Raw genomic sequence first — 15,955 nt, forward strand, 5'->3', positions numbered from 1 at the left:
TCACCCGAGATCAGCGGCAAGTGCGAAGACTTCAGCGGCAGGTCAGGGCATCACCAAAAGATCTCCCTTTGACGCCAATCGCCCCGCCCCGACGAGCGCTTCACAGCGATCAAGAATGACCCTGCGAAGTTGTGGGCTAGTGCTCTTGTAGCCGAGCTGCCGCGAGACCATCGTCACCAACTCCTCAGCCTTCGCGCCCAGATTGTCTTGCACGAGCTTGATCAGAGCCGCATCGATTTCGGAAGGAGGCAAGAATTCTGGCCGGCGCAGGGTCAGTGACTCGACCATAGAACGGTCCCGCACGCGGACCTCTTTCCTCGGAATGGCCAAGAAGTCCCTGTCGACGATCTGCACCCCACCCAGCGACACTACCGACCCAATCGCCTCTTCAACCGCCTGTTGGATGCGCGAGCCAGCACGCTGCAAGCCCCAAAGCGTCCGGGCGCGCGTGACGACCTCGCTGCGATGAATGGGGCTTTCCACCTCAACGATCTGACGCACGATGGTGGCGAGTTGTCCTATTGGGGCCAGATGCAATTCGAATTGATTGCTTGGCACTGTAAAGGACGCCTCGATGTAAGGCTCAGTGTCCGGCGGACTTAGCGCCTCGATGAGTCCCATCTCAGTGACCTCACCGCGATCGACGGTGAGAATCTCCACTGGCACCGCACGGTGCGAAGACTTGGGACTTGGCTCTAAGGTGCCTGACTCCGACTTCGCTCTTTCAATGGCTACCACAAGTTTTTCAAGCTCTGCCTCAGGACGGTGGAACCAGTCCGAACTCCAAATCCGATAAACCTGCCAGCCCTTGTCGCGCAGCACGCTGTCACGCAAACGATCGCGATCGCGCGCGCTTCTGGCATCTCGATACGACTGCCCGTCACACTCAATGCCTAAAATGTAGCGCCCAGGCTCCTCTGGATTAGACACCGCAATGTCGACGAAGAAGCCAGCAAGGCCCACATCGGTGTGCAGATCGTAGCCTCGCGCGCGAAGTGCTTGGGCCACCTCTTGTTCGAATACGCTGTGCTTAGCGTCTCGCGCCTGGGTGGCGAGGGTAAGGCGGCCCGTCCTTGCGTAGTTCAAGAAGAGCTTTAAAGCAAAGGTGCCCTTACCCTTGGCACGATCGGTGTCGATATCTTCATCGGTGATCGAGGTAAAGACCTCGCAACGCGATTTGGCGCGGCTGATGAGCACATTCAAGCGCCGCTCGCCGCCGTCATTACTCACAGGACCGAAATTCATCGTCATGTGGCGCTGCGCATCACGCCCATAGCCCACAGAAATATAGATGACATCGCGCTCATCACCTTGGATGTTCTCCAAACTCTTCACAAAGAAGGGCTCTGCTGGATGATCGGCGAAGAACCCTTCCGTTTCCGGGTGCTGGCGGCGCAAGAGTTCGAGTTCATCCAAAATGGCGCGGCGCTGGGCTGTCGAGAAGGTCGCTACACCCAGCGTGAGTTGAGGGGTGTTCTGCGCATGCGCCAGCACGGCAAGTGCAACTGCCTTGGCTTCTTTGGGGTTGGTGCGCGTGTTGCCCCGGTCGTAGATGGCTTCTGGGAAATGATGCAGCCGTAAGCCCACACCTGCTTCACTGGTGTAGGGACTAGGGACGATGAAGAGCTTGCCTTCGTAGAACTGTTGATTGGAAACGGCAATGAGCGACTGATGACGGCTCCGGTAGTGCCAACGGAGCATGCGCTCAGGTAATCCTCTTGCGCGGCAAAGGCCCAAGATGCTCTCCACATCCGACGCTTGTGCCCCACCCTCGTCGTCTTCCCGATCGCCCCCGTCGCCAAGCGCTTTGGAGAAGAAGCGCGTGGGCGGGAGTTGCCGCTCGTCACCGACAATGACCAACTGCTTGGCGCGCGCAATCGCACCAAGCGCGTCGATCGGCTGCACCTGGCTCGCCTCATCAATGACCAGCATGTCAAATTCCAGCGCGCCTGCCGGCAGGAACTGCGCCACCGACAACGGGCTCATCATGAAGACGGGTTTAAGCGCCTGGATCGCAGGGGCACACCGTTGCATCAATTGACGAATCGGCAGATGACCCTTTTTCCTGGCCATCTCGCCGATAAGAACAGCTGTTGGGCCGGTTGCACCGCCTTGGCGCGGGATCTTGCTGTGGTGCGCCTTGACGACTTCGTAGCGCGCGAGCTGCATGCGCTCTTGATCGAGGCTTGCAAAGCTTGCCACCACTTGCGATTGACGCTGCCCGTCAAAGCTCGCCAACGCACGATCGCGCTGCACCAGCGCTTGAAGCAAAGCTTCGTGGTAAGACAGATCGAACACGCCCAATGCATCGGCGCTCGCCAGTTTGCCACTGGCAAGACCATCGACTATTGCACCTAAGCCCTTACGCTCGGCCTCCTTGGCAATGGCAAGGTAAGACACCCAACTCCGAAGTCCTTCCGGGTCGGCTTGCCAGCTTGCCAACTGGAGTTTGAGTGTTGCCAAAGGTGCATGGCTCGGATCACGCGTGATCTCTGCGTTGCCCTCAAACTGCAAGCCAACCAGAAGATCCATCACTTCGCCGGCTAACAGTCCTGCCGCAGAAGAACCTCCCTCAGCCCGATCAAGCAATGACTGGGGATCAACAATGCGCGCGGCCAACAAGCGAAGCTCTGGATTGTGTTCAATCCAAGACACGACTTGGCGAAGCTCATGTGCCTTGCTATCTAGCCTTGACCAGAACGGACCAAAGGCTGAGGTCCCATCAACGGCAAGAGCGTCGTAAGTGGTAATGGCAGTTTGCGCCAGCTGGATTTCTTCAATGACCGCAAGCGCCTGCTCGATCGTGAGTTCCTGCGCATTAGCCAATAGGACTGATTGCTGAGACGCGGCTTGCCAAAGATCGGACTTCTCTTCCAGTTCCGATAGAGCAACGCGCTTGAGGACGGTCTCCTCGCCCCATGGGTTGCGCTCAACAGACAACAACGCCTCATGGACAGGCGCCAAATCGCGAAGGAGTTCTTCTAAAACTGGCTTTACGCGTTTGGCGATTTCAGTTGCCAATACGCGATCGCTGATGTCGGCCAAACGCTCACGAACTCCGCTCCCCAAGGGTCGGAGCGTTCGCATCCACGCCACAACACCTCTGAGGAAGGATGGGTTGGAGCGCTCACGCTGCCAGTTTGAGCCAAACGCTTCTTGTCCTTGGGCGTCGTGCTCAACGATCTTCTTCTGAGCGCTCTTGGCATCCAGGAGAACATCGAGCGATCCAAGCATGTCCAACGCCGGAAGCGTAGGGTTAGAAAGGAGTGTGCGGATGGTCTGATTGGCGCGACGCCAATTTCCACTTAGGAAGCGGAACAAGCTCGTGCCGCGCATCGCCAACTGCCCACGCGCCGCTTCAAGCTCCGCGTTGTCTTTGCTCCATGCAGCGTCGCGGAATACAGAGGCCAGGTGGCTCTTTGCCTGCTGGACTGTTTCAACGGCCACAACGACCTCTTCGATCGCATCGACGCCCCGTTCCCAGATGTGGGCGACCAATGCATCGCGGTCGAGTTCCGGAATGGTCGTGGCGCGCTCCGCGATGGCAACCAGCCTAAGCGCCAGATCGAGCGTAAGTGGTGACTTCTCGGCTAGAAGCTGCGTCAATCGTGTCAGATCAGGCCCGAGCCGAACCAAAGCAATGTGTGCCCCACCCAGCTTTGCCAGCTCTTTCCCCAAAACGAAGCAGTTTGGCAAAGCGCTCAAAGTGGCCTTGGTAGCGTCCCAGTCTTGCGCCAATGCCTCCACATAGATCTTGGCCTCGACCGCAGCTCTGGCTTTCTGAGCGTTTTCAAGCGCATCGATGACTGTCGAAGCGCGACCAGGCGCATCCCAGATCTTGCTTTGAAGCGCATCGGAGCCAAGTTTTGGTGCTTCAAGCAGAGCCTTAACACGCTGAACGGCAAGGCCGGCGTCATCAAATCGGAGTGGAGGTGGAAGATCCAGCGCGCTGTGAAGCTCAGTGGTCGACGCCTCCCAATCGTTCAATCGCTCGGTCAATCCAGCGACCAAGATGAGCAACCGATCGCGTTCACTGGGCAAGAGGCCATCGTTCTGAACGCCGCTCCAAGCGTGCTCATCTGGAACGCCAATTTCTTCAATTCGCTCAATCAGTTCGCGCAGGAGCGATTCCCGCTCCTCTTTTTGATGGGACGCCCAGGAGGTCGGCGCTTCAAGGGGCAGGCTTTGTGTCGTGTAGCCCAAGCGACGTAGGCGCACCATGTGTCCGAAGACTTGGTACGGCGTCAGTCCAGAGGGCTGGTGAGCTTCGTGGAGCCGCGCAACATGGGCGTTGAGCGTGTCACGCTTTTCCGTTAGTTGCTCGATGATTGGCGAAGTGCTGATTCGTTTTGGCTCGCCTAAGTGCAGCGTTTGCCGAAGCTCCTCCAGTAGAGAACGCTTGTTGGCTTTGTTGCTGTGGAGTTCCAAACAGGCCACGCCCACACCGACATGATCCAGTCGGCGCTTCACGACTTCGAGCGCGGCCATCTTCTCGGCCACAAACAACACCCGCTTTCCTTCGGCTACTGCTGCCGAGATGATGTTGGCAATGGTTTGGGACTTCCCCGTTCCAGGCGGACCTTGGACCAAGATGTTGTTGCCTTGAAGCACATCGTGCACAACCAGAGCTTGCGATGAATCGCAATCAACGACATGGCGCATCCTCTCTGGCGGGATGATAAGGTCGAGTTCGCTATTTTCGTCGGTTAGGCTTGCACCTGGGAAACCGTCTTGAACCACCCCGCGTAGCATCGGGATGGCGTCCAGTCCGCCCAGCGCCTCCCAGCTTTGTGGGTCAAGATCCCGATACATCATGAACTTAGCGAACGAGAACAAGCCTAGTATGGCGTCATCACGAAGCACGCCCCAGGTCTCCTTACCTTCCAGCATTGCTTCCACAGAGGCCAGGTAGGCATCGACATCGAGCGTTTCGAACTCATCAATGCTCGGCAAGCGAAGCCCAAACTCGCGCTGCAAGAACAACTGCAACGACAAGTTCGCTTGAATATCGTCGCCGGTCCATTTGAGGTGGAACTTCTCGCCTGCGGTGCTTCGCTCCAACTGCACCGGGATGAGCACCAAGGGCGCGAAGCGGTCAGTCTGAGGAGTGGAAGTAGCACGCCAACGCAAGTAGCCGACGGCCAAGTAAAGAACATTGACGCCCTGCTCTTCTTGGAGCGTCCGCGCGTCCATGTAGAGATCCAATAAGCGCTTCTGCAGACCTGTCGGCGTTAGGCGTGTTGTGAGATGCGCATCCCAATGCGCTTTGACACGCCCGTTCTCATCGAGTTCAAAATCGGGTTGCGCGATCAGCTCTGGGTCTTCCGGTGCCTCGTCAAGTAGGACCTGATCAATGTCATCGTCATCGCCAAGACTATCAGTAGCGTCCGCTTGCTTAGGATCCTCCTTGCCAGGAACAAAGGTGAAACGCTTTCCTTCGGTCACCAAGGTCTGATACATCGCCTTGGCAAGCTCGTAGACCACCTCGACGGTTTTGGCGCGACCACCTCTGGGTGTATGAAGCAACCGATTGCGTGTAGACAGATCTAAGAGCTCCAAACGAGCCTTCTCAACCTTGTCCTTCAACCCGCCAGCTCCCCGGAGCAAAGAAGTCTCCTCGCCAGCCTGCGCCACTGCCGTCTGATCCATCGACACCCCTGAGAGGAAGCGCGACGCGCGGGATGCAGCACCGCGTCTTCCTCAAATGCTTTTGCCTATAATGCGCTCAATGTAACGCGTGTTCCAGCCGATCTGGGGGATCTGTGGGCGAGTTGCGCAGTAGCGAGATTCACTGGGTGGTTCACAGCTACATTGGCGTTGAGGGCGGCTACCTGGGTGACTTCTCCTACAAGACACACCGAGAGTTCTACCCTGGCTTTTGTGATCTGGACCTGGATCCAGATGCCTTCACCGGCAACACGACCAAGGAACGTTTTATTGCAATCCTAACGGGGGTCGAAGGACATCAACAAGCAGCGATCCTTCGGGGCATCGCTCGCAAGTATCCCCAAGGCAGTGAGCATCTTCGAACCCAACAGGCTTATCGCCGGTTGTCGGAATTGGCTACGCGCTGTGCTGACGGACTTTCGGTCCAAGATAGCAGCCCATCTATCACCAGTGATGTCTTGAAGCGCTCACTTGCTGATGCCAGCACGCTCATCCAAAGCGCAGGACCGACCCACGCGGTGGACCGCATTCACACCGCACTTCATGCATACCTCAAAGCAGTTTGTTACGCGCAAGAAATTCAGGCCCAACCCGGCGCCACGATCACCAATTTGTTCAAGCAACTTCGGGCAGAGCATCCGGGTCTGCGCGACATGGGCAGTCAGCCCGAGACGATGGGCAAGCTGCTGACTTCACTGAGCAATGTCATCGACAGTCTCAATCCAGCTCGCAATCACGGAAGCTTGGCGCATCCAAACGAGACGTTGTTAGAAAACGACGAGGCGGTCCTAGTCATCAACGCTGCCAGGGCAATTTTCCAATATTTGGATAAGAAGTTCGCTAAGGACCTATCTCGCCCCCAATGACCGGCTTCCTCAGCAACCACGAAGCCGAGATCTGCCTGGCAGTGGTGCCACCTGCTTGTTCGTAAGCGTCGGCGTGGAAGCGCCCTTGTCACGCATGTCTTGATACCACCGCGCCAGATCGAACCTGGAGATGGCAAGGACCTTTACTTTAGCTCCCAAGAAGCTCAAAGGGTTCGACCGCCGTCTTCTTGATCGTGCAAATTTTGGGCAGCGTTGAGCCCTTAAGTGTCGCCAGAAACGCATCCCGGGCCTTTCCCAACGTCATCGTTTCGATGGCCGGCGCAGAGGCTTGCCGCACCGGGCTAACCGGGTACGCACCGAATGTATTGAACGCAGCGACTTGAGCCGCGACGGTTGGATGGTGGCCTCCCCCCCCTTGCTTCCAGCTCCATCAGCTGCCGATACAGCTTCAGGGCCTTCGGACTGTCGATCTGCCACTGATCGTGACCGTCCCATCCGGTTGGCGGGTGCGGTTGAGCGTCAGCTCTTGGAAGTTCTCGGCGCTCGTCAGTCGAGCAATAAGCAGGTCAGCGTCCGATTTGCTGAGCTTGGCCACGCGTTGATCCTTCAACTGTGCGAAGAGCCGAGCATAGCCCGCCCCAAGCACGACTGCACGCACGTGTGCCTGGGCGAGGTCTTTGGTCTTGAGAGTCCGCTTGATGAGCCGGCAATCGAGCACAGCTTGAAGATCGACAGGGACACGCTGGACGAACGACCAGCGGCCGGTGGAAGACCGGCTCAAATGATGGGGGATGCGCATGCGAGTGTTTCCTCTGCATGCTTCCTGCTTTCCAATCCGCTAAAACCGATGATTTCAAATAAAAATCAACGAGTTAAGCTCGATTGGCGGAGAGAGTGTCCGCCTAAAGTCCTCACAACAGCTCCCAATGCCTCACAACGCACCTCATAAGTGACTGAACAATATTGACTTGTGAGCTTTTTGAGTACCATAACTTCACAACGGGACCCATCTTGACTGAATTCTTGATGGTAGAATTAATGGTAGAAACGACGAACGAGCCCGTATGCCTAAGAAGGCCAAAGAACTCAGTGCACTCGAAGTCAATCGCCTAAGCACTCCGGGCAACCATGCCGTTGGCGGAGTTTCTGGCCTCTACTTGTATGTGAACGAGGCGCAGGGGCGATCTTGGGTGTTACGCGTCATGATCGCTGGCAACCGCAAACACTTCGGATTGGGAGGATATCCATCCGTCACGCTGGCTCAAGCAAGAGATAAAGCTAGGGAAGCGCGCGAAAAAGTCGTCAAGGGTATTGACCCCATCCATGAGCGCAAGGTGGTAGCAGCTTCCCTGCGTGCCCAACAGGCCACTCGTCGCAACTTCGAGGAAGTAGCCACCTCTTACATAGCGTTTCAGGAGGCTGGTTGGAAGAACTCGAAGCATCGCAAGCAATGGACCAGCACGCTTGAGGCGTACGCCTATCCTGTCATCGGACAGTTGTCGGTTGATGCGATCACTGAGCATCACGTCATTGCGATACTCGAACCAATTTGGAGTAAGAAGACCGAAACCGCCTCACGACTGAGGGGCCGTGTCGAGAGCATCTTGGACTGGGCGCGTGTTCGAGGGCACAGGGAGGGCGAAAATCCGGCCCGTTGGAAGGGCCACCTCGACAAGGTCTTCCCCGCTCAAGGCCAAATCCGCCAAGTGCGGCACTTCCAAGCCTTAGCTGTTAATGACGCACCAGCGTTCATGAAGCGACTGACCGCCCAACATGGGGCAAGCGCTTTGGCGCTCAGGTTCCTAGTTCTGACAGCAGCGCGCAGCGGCGAAGTCCGCGGAGCAGAATGGGGGGAGATTGATTTCACGAATAAAGTCTGGACTATCCCCGCGTCGCGCATGAAGGCAAAACGGGAGCATCGTGTACCTTTGAGTAATGCCACAATTGCCGTGCTACAGGAAGCTCGATCACGTGCAACTCCTGACTGCGTCAGATGGATCTTCAGCAATCAGAAGGGTGGCGTACTTTCGGACATGAGTTTGATCGCGGTAATGCGCAGGATGAAGGTTGACGCGGTTCCGCATGGTTTCCGATCTACCTTTCGCGATTGGGTGGGAGAGTTCACGCAATTCCCAAGCGACCTAGCAGAGATGGCCTTAGCGCATGTACTTCCGAACAAGACGGAGGCCGCGTACCGGCGTGGAGATGCCCTTGAGAAGCGGCGCGGCATGATGGATGCTTGGGCACTTCATTGCCTGCCTCCAGAGTCTCATGAGTGAGTACACCGATCGCTTTTTTTTGCATCCTCGCCTACTGCTCTCGGCGAGGCAGGTTGATGTCTATGACGCTATCAACTTAGTGATATACGCCAAATTCCCGCTCATCAATGTGAGACGCGGGAAGGACCTTGTTGCGGGCTTTCTCCCTCGCGATGAGAGAACCGCTCAAGGCATCTTTACTGAGAGCCAGACGGATCGGTTCCTCGACAAGTTCGGGGACGAATTTTCCTCCTTGCGATATCCCATTGGCCCTGGTCAATACGAACCTTTACTAGAACGACTATTGTCGGATGGCGAGGATGTGCTGCCCTTCTTCTATAGTGACCACCATCTAATGGTGGCCAGACGACGGAGAGCTGCAGCTTTTACGCAAGTACATCGTGAACTTTTAGAGGAAGTCCGGAAGGGAGACGTAATACTCCAACGTTCTGACTCGGAGAGGATTCGTTTAATTGCCTCGGACGCATGGATGACTCAAAAGACACTCGGTGCATACCTTGAACGCCAAGGCGTTGCGCCCTGGTGGGAGATCGAGGCAAATCTTGCATCACATGCACGCTTAGAACGCATCCTCTTCAGCGATTCCCTGAACTCGCCTAGCTCAGAGAATCTAGAAGGTTATGATACACAGCAGGTCCCCTCATTCGTGTTTGCTGAGATGCTACTTAAGCGGTCACAAAGGCCTCGGGGATATGCACAGCCAGTCAAAGGGAGCAGCGAAGCTAGCCGCGTTTCCTCCGCGACCCAACAACCGAAGGACGCGAATTCTCTGAGGCGGCCCAATAACCAAAATGCATCTACTTCTAGCGACGAGATTAATGACAGCTCCGTCGGCGACTCTTCTAGTCTTCGCCAAAAAAATAAGCAACCCCGCCCCCAGAGCCAGGGGGCAGGGTGCTCTTCGACTATGGAGGAAGCTAGCGCTGACATCACCAGCCGTGGTGTACCAAGCAGCATTGAATCACTAATCGGGAGAGAATCCCCACCAACGATTGTTGAAACGATGATAACAAAAAAACAGGTCGGCCAGCTACTTGGCATCCACACAAACACAGTGGACAACTATAGAAAGAGCCACGACTTCCCTGAGCCAGTCAAGTATGGAGAAGCGACACTCCGCTGGAAACGAAGCGACATTCTGAAGTGGCAGGAATCGCGAGATAATTCCGCTAAAAAATGATTAAAACTTCTTTAAACTTTAACGCCACGGAAAACCGGACGGAAGATCAAGTGCCAGACAATTTGCGACGTAGCGAGACGTAGCTGGATTTTTCACTCGGAGACATTCCCCTAATCCTAGCGGGTCCGAGGTGCCGCTCGGCCTTTCTCACCAGGCCCTGATCCTTGAGATTACGGTGATCAACTCGAGTTTCATGTCCGTGGAGTGCAAGATGGTGGTTGATAGTATCGGCCACCATCTTGCGTTTGCTGATCATCTCATCTCGGAGCTGCATGCGGTTTCGCCCACCACCGGCCTTCTTGCGTCCACCTTTCTCCGGATCCATGGCGTTGTATCGTGAGAAAAAGCGTTCGGCCGGCCGCTCAATCCCGTCATCCATGCGATCTGAAGTCATCAAGTGGAGATGAGGATTGAACTCGCCCTCGAGTGATGACTTGGGCGCATGCATGGCGACTTGGTACGGTTTTCCCGAGGCAAGCTTCGACACAATTTCCTTCATAAGCGCTTGGTTCTGCTCGAAGTTCAATTCGGCCGGCAATGCAATGATCGCCTCACGGTACACAGAGCCGTTCTTGCGCTCGAACTTCTCTGCTGCTTTCCACAGTGTATGCGGGTCACCCTCTGCCCATGCGGGAAGATTTCCGTATCCGGAGGCGATCAAGTCCCCACGCTTGTTATGAAAGCCATGCCTTGCCACGTAACAGGCATGTTCGTATCCGTTGCGTCCGCTCTTGAGCTCAAAATGAAAACTAGCCATCTATCTACTACCCTTTTGTTCGGTATGAAAAAAAGGCCGGCGATGTGCTCGCCGGCTTCGGCATGTGAACCATTGCTTGTAACTGCATTAAATCGAAACGGTAAGTGCGCGAAGGCTTCGCCCCTAGGGCAATCGCGCAACTCAGTCAGCCATCTCGATCCATTACAAGTCCTTCTCCACATACGGTTAGCTAGCAAGTAAAAAAAAACAGATCAGCTCCATACAGATGAGATTCCAGGCGTCGAGAGGTAGAGCCGCGTTCTGCGCCCCTAACACGACATGACTCGCGCATCTTCCACTGACATTTGCCAGAATCGCCGAATACAACGCGAACTGGACGAGCCACTTAGCCTTTAGGGAAGGTCTAATCAGCGCGATCAGATGATGCGATAAGCCACATCGGTCGCGGTGGCCGCGCTCAGACCTACGTTTTTTCCGCTTTTTGGCGCATTTTTCGGGGTATCACCCCGATTACGGGCGCACCTACCCCGGGTAATCCCCCCGCTTTTAGCGGTCGACAAAAGTGGAGCTAAGGAAGGTCTGAACAACGATGCCTGACAGGGCGGAATGTGGCATCGCTCCGGAGAGTCGCGTTTGGAGCCTCGGGTTCTCGCCATTTATGGCGTTTTCCTTGGGAATCGCCCGGGTTACAGGCACGCGCTCCCCATCACAGGTAGTAACTGCTTGCGCGTCATCCACAGGTTTGACAGCGCAAACAAGGTCAGCACCTGTGCCGTGTTCTTGGCCAGACCGCGATAGCGGACCTTGGTGTAGCCAAACTGGCGCTTGATCACCCGGAATGGATGCTCCACCTTCGCGCGCACGCTGGCCTTGAAGTGTTCCCAACGCTGTTCCCGTGCACGCTCGCGTGTGTTGCCGATGCTCCGCATCGTCGAGGGCCTGGCGGCGATGAAGAATACTGCTTGGCAGTCCCGCAGTTCTTGGCGTTTGTCCGCCCCGGTATAGCCACTGTCGCCGAACACGCTGTCTTCCTTGCCATGCAGTAATGCGTGCGTCACCGTGACATCGGCGACATTGGCCGCTGTGCAATGGACATGGTGTACCAGCCCGGAAAACTCATCCACGCCGATGTGCGCCTTCATCCCAAAATACCACTGATTTCCCTTCCTGGTCTGATGCATCTCAGGGTCGCGCGCATGGTCGGCGTTCTTGGTCGAACTGGGCGCAGCGATCAGCGTCTCATCGACGATCGTGCCCGACCGCAGGCTCTGACCCTTGCGCGCCAGATGCGCGTTGACCGCTTCCAGCATCCGTGCGGCAAGGCCATGGGTCTCCAGTAGGCGCCGAAAGTTGAGAATCGTGGTCTCGTCGGGAATATCGTCCAACCCACCGAGCTGGGCAAAACGCCGCAAGGTCGGAATCTCGTGCAGCGCTTCTTCCATCGCCGGATCGCTCAACGCATACCACTGCTGCAGCAGATGAATCCGCAACATCGTCGCCAGTGCGTACGGCTGCCGACCTGGCCGCCCCGACACTGGATAGTGCGGCGCGATCAGGGCAAGCAGTTGCTGCCACGGAACAACCTGCTCCATCTCGGCAAGAAAGATCTCGCGCCGGGTCTGCTTACGCTTGCCCAAGCCCTCAGCGTCACCGAACGTCAGCTGCATGGATGAATCCTCTACATAAGGCGATAGTGTCGCGCATCTGCGGTGAGTTGATCAGACCTTTCTTAGTTGATATAAGCGCACGAATATATTTCAAAATATATTAAAAAATATAAATCAGATGCCATGTTTTATTTCCACTTCCCCGCTCTCCTCGCCGCTTCGCTTGGCCGCTTCTTTCTGCATTAAATACTCGTTCTGTTCAGCCCAAGGGCCAACTTCTTCTTTCGACCAGTTGTATTGCGCAACTGCGTCAGCCATGTCTCCTCCGGATTCAGCACACGAGTCGAATCCCACGCCTTGAGCGCTGTTCTCTATATTCCACCGAGTGTAGGCGGCTTGATCAATGGGAAGCCTCGCAAGAGCAGCATCGGTTGCAAGAGCGACTACATCATCGACCACCTTCCTACTCTCAGAATTACCGTCAGCACTGATACGCACCATCTGTGCGCACGTCGGCAATCGCCCGACAGCTACATCTGATATCACTTTCTCCGCCTGCGCTTGAGTATCAGCAATGAACGCCTGTTTTGCTTGATCCATGGCCTGCTGTCTGTCCTTCTGCTCTTTTTCCGTCAGTTCCGAAGTGACTCTTTGAATGTGCGTCAATAAGCGAGAAGTTGGATCTATAGCACACTGCGCCTTCAACTTTTCCTGATAAATCGGAATGCGAGGATCCCCGGGGTCAACTTGGGCATTTAACTTACCCTCCCTCGCGATGACCAGCGCCATGACACTTGCTATCGTGATGCGTCCATCGTTGAAGGCGGCGCACATTCCGGCGCTGGGCGATTTCTTGTTCTGCTCGAAAGATTGATTCAGAGCATCCCTAAAAGCGCTTGCCACGGATCTATCGCTGTCAGCGACACATTGTTCATAGATCTTTTGGTGCATATCACCTACTAGCCCGGAATCCGTCAAGACTGAGTTCCTAAAGTACGCTTCAACCTCCGTAGACGTACCATAAGTCCGAGCTGCCGCATTTATCGGCATTTTCCAGATGTTCCCGTAAGTGACGGCATCGTTGGTCGCTCGTGCCTCAATCAATGAGCCGCATGTAAGCTTCTCATCCAGACTTATCTTAGGCGCACCATCGTTGTCGCAGCCGTACAGAACTACGCAGGCGGCGATGGCAGCAAAAAAATTAAGCTTCATGATTTCCCTATGGCTTGAAATGTGGTGCGGGACGGCTTGGCTTAACCAAGTCGGCCGCAGGAGCGCTGTCTGTTCTTGTCGTTCTGCCGGGATGTCTTTTCGACCTATAGCCGCTCCCTGTTCTCCATAGCGAACGTCTCCTCTCTATGTTGCGCCGGCTTGCTCGGCTTTCACTCCATGCTCGTTGACTCAATCACACTCTACTTCTAGTGTAGAGTCTGCCATAGTAGCGGTGGTTTCGTCATGCTCAAAGCTCAGTCTTGCTCAGTGTTTTCTAGTGTCCGAAACCCTTCGCTCGCTTTTTGCTGCACGCTTGGTCCAGGCGAGACAACTCCGTGGTTTGAGTCAGCGCGGGCTGGGTGACCGCATGGGACTGGGTAAAGAGAAGGGCTCAACGCGGATCAACCGCTATGAGCAACAGGCATCGGCCGTAGGCTTTGACAGCCTTGACCAGCTGGCCAAGACTCTTGAGGTTCCCGCTGCCTATCTCCTGGCTGAGACCCCAGAGATGGCTGATGCCATCCTTGCAATCGCGCAGGTCGACCAAGCCCAGCAGGCCGATGTCACCCTCCTATTGAAAGCACTGGGTTCCGATCCGGCGTTACTGGCTAGGCTACTTGCGCTCGTGAGCAACACGGGCAAGCTAAGCCCAGCCGAAGAGTAGCCTCAGCACCTCCTGGACCGTGCTCGGTCCAGGAGGTAGGACTGGCTGCTCAAATCAGGCCGCGTGCCGCCATGGATAGCGCCGCTCGATTGGTCACAACGAAATGATCGAGCAGCCTGACATCCACTAATGCCAAGGCCTCCGCAAGCCGTTTGGTCACAGCCTGATCTGCAGCCGATGGCTCTGGATCACCACTGGGGTGATTATGCGCTAGCAAAACTGCCGCCGCGTTCAGTGACAGCGCGCGCTGGACAACGATGCGCGGATGCACCGTGGACTGGTCGACCGAGCCGGAGAACAGACGCTCTGCCTGGATGAGCCGGTGCCGGACATCCAGGAAGGCAACCTCAAAGTGTTCCCGTGGTTCGTCTGCCAGCCGAAGCCGGAAGAATTTGCCGCCGGCGTCAGGGCTATCCATCAGTTGGTCGCGTTGAGCCGCACGCCGCTCGATGATCTTGAGCGCGCGAGTGATTGTCCGGTTCTCCCGAACCCTTGCTGCAGCGATGGCGCCAATCCCAGACCCATCCAGGAGTTGCGGTAGCGCCATCATGGGGTCAGCTCCAGAACCTCTTCCCACGCACGTCGCTTGATTGCAGCCCCCGACCCAAACCAGGCAGCGTCCCGGCGGTTGTCATCACTATGCGCACGCCGGTGATGGTCAACGAACTCGGTCAGACTGTTGAGCACACCCCATGCAGTCCCGCGACTGGAGGAGAGGGTTGCCCCATGCCCACCACCCTCGTACAGCGCGCGCACCTTTGTCACTGCCTGTTCATTCACAACTGCCGAGCCCGGCTTCGAGCCTCCATACACCAACACACGACGCAGCAGTCCCTCCACAGAATCCGGAGGGACGGGCACATCGCACAATGCCTTCATCCGATCCACGAAGCCGTCCCACTCGCCAACGAGGATGCCTAGTTGACGCTTGATAGCGTCGGGATGGAACTGACTGCGATGTGGCACCTTGATGGCCCCCGCACTCTGATCCACGGCGATCTGCAGCGTGTTGTTGCATACCACGCGAACGGACGTGAATTGCGCTGTCGTCGCCAGTGTCCCGTCGCACGCTGTTGCTAGCAGCAGGTATCCATCGACTCTGTCGCGCCCTTTCAATGCGGTGCTCTGTCCGGTCCTGGCCAAGGCCCAGAACTTCTTTCCGCCACGCAGGACGCCGGCAGTTTCAAGTTCGAACCCGTGAAGTGCTGTCAGATCGCGGTAGAACTCCAGGATCTCGCCAGGCTGTACAACCTGGAAGCGCTTGGACACCACCGCCAGCGGCGCCTGAGTGTCCGATCGATAGAGCACCTTCTGCTCAGGAAAGGTGCCGGTACCATCTGAGCCGGGGCCTTGCGTGGTGTAACGCACCTCTGATTCTGTTATCTCCCATTCCATACCCGCTTGGCGCCTCCAGACTTCGATGGGTTGGTGCTTGCCCAGCTCGTTACCCAGGCCATGCCAAGGTGTCTGGCCCTTGTATGCCATCGATTCAACAAGATGCACGTTTCTCTCCTAAATGCGGCGACATAAACGCACAAGGCCCGGACGATGCCGGGCCTTGTGCGGTGCCTATGAATGATGAATCAGTTGTTTCGGAAGAACTCCGAACCACTGGGAGCAAAGGAACAGCGCGCTACGGCAGCTAAGATGGAGGCCGCAACAATGAAAACGCAGTACAGGAACTCAGACTTGTCCCTCATCAGATCACTCAGTCAATGAACGGATGTCAACGCCGATTTAAATCTGACCCACTTTTCGTTGGATCGCCGAAGTAAATCTGACCCACCCGGGGTCTTGTTCG

Annotated in this window: 10 protein-coding genes and 1 pseudogene; 4 read left to right on the top strand and 7 right to left on the bottom strand. The window is 56.2% G+C overall.

Going from position 1 to position 15,955, the window contains the following annotated elements:
* Window positions 1-42: 42 nt before the first annotated feature.
* Entirely contained in the window at window positions 43-5,649 is a 5,607-nt protein-coding gene (locus LL964_RS16530) for a DUF3320 domain-containing protein (protein ID WP_104588258.1), read from the bottom strand.
* Window positions 5,650-5,762: 113 nt separating this feature from the next.
* On the opposite strand from LL964_RS16530, the gene LL964_RS16535 reads away from it, so the two are divergent.
* Window positions 5,763-6,533 carry an abortive infection family protein gene (locus LL964_RS16535; RefSeq protein ID WP_104588257.1) on the top strand — a complete coding sequence of 257 codons (771 nt, stop codon included), beginning with the start codon at window positions 5,763-5,765 and terminating at the stop codon, window positions 6,531-6,533.
* Window positions 6,534-6,584: 51 nt separating this feature from the next.
* Here LL964_RS16535 and LL964_RS20175 read toward each other — a convergent pair.
* Window positions 6,585-7,293, bottom strand: a pseudogene (locus LL964_RS20175) (DUF6538 domain-containing protein); the annotation flags it as partial.
* A gap of 265 nt (window positions 7,294-7,558) precedes the next feature.
* Between LL964_RS20175 and LL964_RS16545 the strand changes: the two are divergent.
* Both LL964_RS16545 and LL964_RS16550 read left to right on the top strand, forming a co-directional pair.
* Window positions 7,559-8,773, top strand: coding sequence for a tyrosine-type recombinase/integrase (locus LL964_RS16545; protein ID WP_104588256.1), 1,215 nt, complete (start codon window positions 7,559-7,561; stop codon window positions 8,771-8,773).
* Complete coding sequence (locus LL964_RS16550; protein WP_167395393.1) at window positions 8,766-9,953, top strand: helix-turn-helix transcriptional regulator; 1,188 nt, start codon at window positions 8,766-8,768, stop codon at window positions 9,951-9,953. Before LL964_RS16545 ends, LL964_RS16550 begins: the two co-directional genes overlap by 8 nt.
* Window positions 9,954-9,999: 46 nt before the next feature.
* On the opposite strand, the gene LL964_RS16555 is transcribed toward LL964_RS16550, so the two are convergent.
* The 3 genes from LL964_RS16555 to LL964_RS16565 all read right to left on the bottom strand — a co-directional run bounded on the left by LL964_RS16555 (window position 10,000) and on the right by LL964_RS16565 (window position 13,490).
* A complete protein-coding gene (locus LL964_RS16555) occupies window positions 10,000-10,710 on the bottom strand; it encodes a MobA/MobL family protein (protein ID WP_104588255.1) in 711 nt (236 codons plus the stop codon).
* Between the two features lie 647 nt (window positions 10,711-11,357).
* Window positions 11,358-12,338, bottom strand: a complete 981-nt coding sequence (locus LL964_RS16560) for an IS5 family transposase (protein WP_104588254.1) — start codon at window positions 12,336-12,338, stop codon at window positions 11,358-11,360.
* A 114-nt stretch (window positions 12,339-12,452) separates the two neighbouring features.
* Window positions 12,453-13,490, bottom strand: a complete 1,038-nt coding sequence (locus LL964_RS16565) for a hypothetical protein (RefSeq protein WP_104588253.1) — start codon at window positions 13,488-13,490, stop codon at window positions 12,453-12,455.
* 277 nt (window positions 13,491-13,767) lie between these two features.
* Between LL964_RS16565 and LL964_RS16570 the strand changes: the two genes are divergently transcribed.
* Window positions 13,768-14,154: a helix-turn-helix domain-containing protein gene (locus LL964_RS16570; RefSeq protein ID WP_104588252.1), complete on the top strand. Its 387-nt coding sequence runs from the start codon at window positions 13,768-13,770 to the stop codon at window positions 14,152-14,154.
* A gap of 49 nt (window positions 14,155-14,203) precedes the next feature.
* Here the strand turns inward: LL964_RS16570 and radC are convergent, their stop codons facing one another.
* Together radC and LL964_RS16580 are read right to left on the bottom strand one after the other, a co-directional pair.
* Complete coding sequence (gene radC / locus LL964_RS16575; protein WP_228329470.1) at window positions 14,204-14,704, bottom strand: RadC family protein; 501 nt, start codon at window positions 14,702-14,704, stop codon at window positions 14,204-14,206.
* Window positions 14,701-15,657: a DUF932 domain-containing protein gene (locus LL964_RS16580; RefSeq protein ID WP_104588251.1), complete on the bottom strand. Its 957-nt coding sequence runs from the start codon at window positions 15,655-15,657 to the stop codon at window positions 14,701-14,703. The genes radC and LL964_RS16580 overlap by 4 nt, the downstream gene beginning before the upstream one ends.
* Between the last annotated feature and the right edge of the window lie 298 nt (window positions 15,658-15,955).

Source organism: Xanthomonas melonis (genome assembly GCF_020783655.1).
Classification (GTDB): Bacteria; Pseudomonadota; Gammaproteobacteria; order Xanthomonadales; family Xanthomonadaceae; genus Xanthomonas; species Xanthomonas melonis.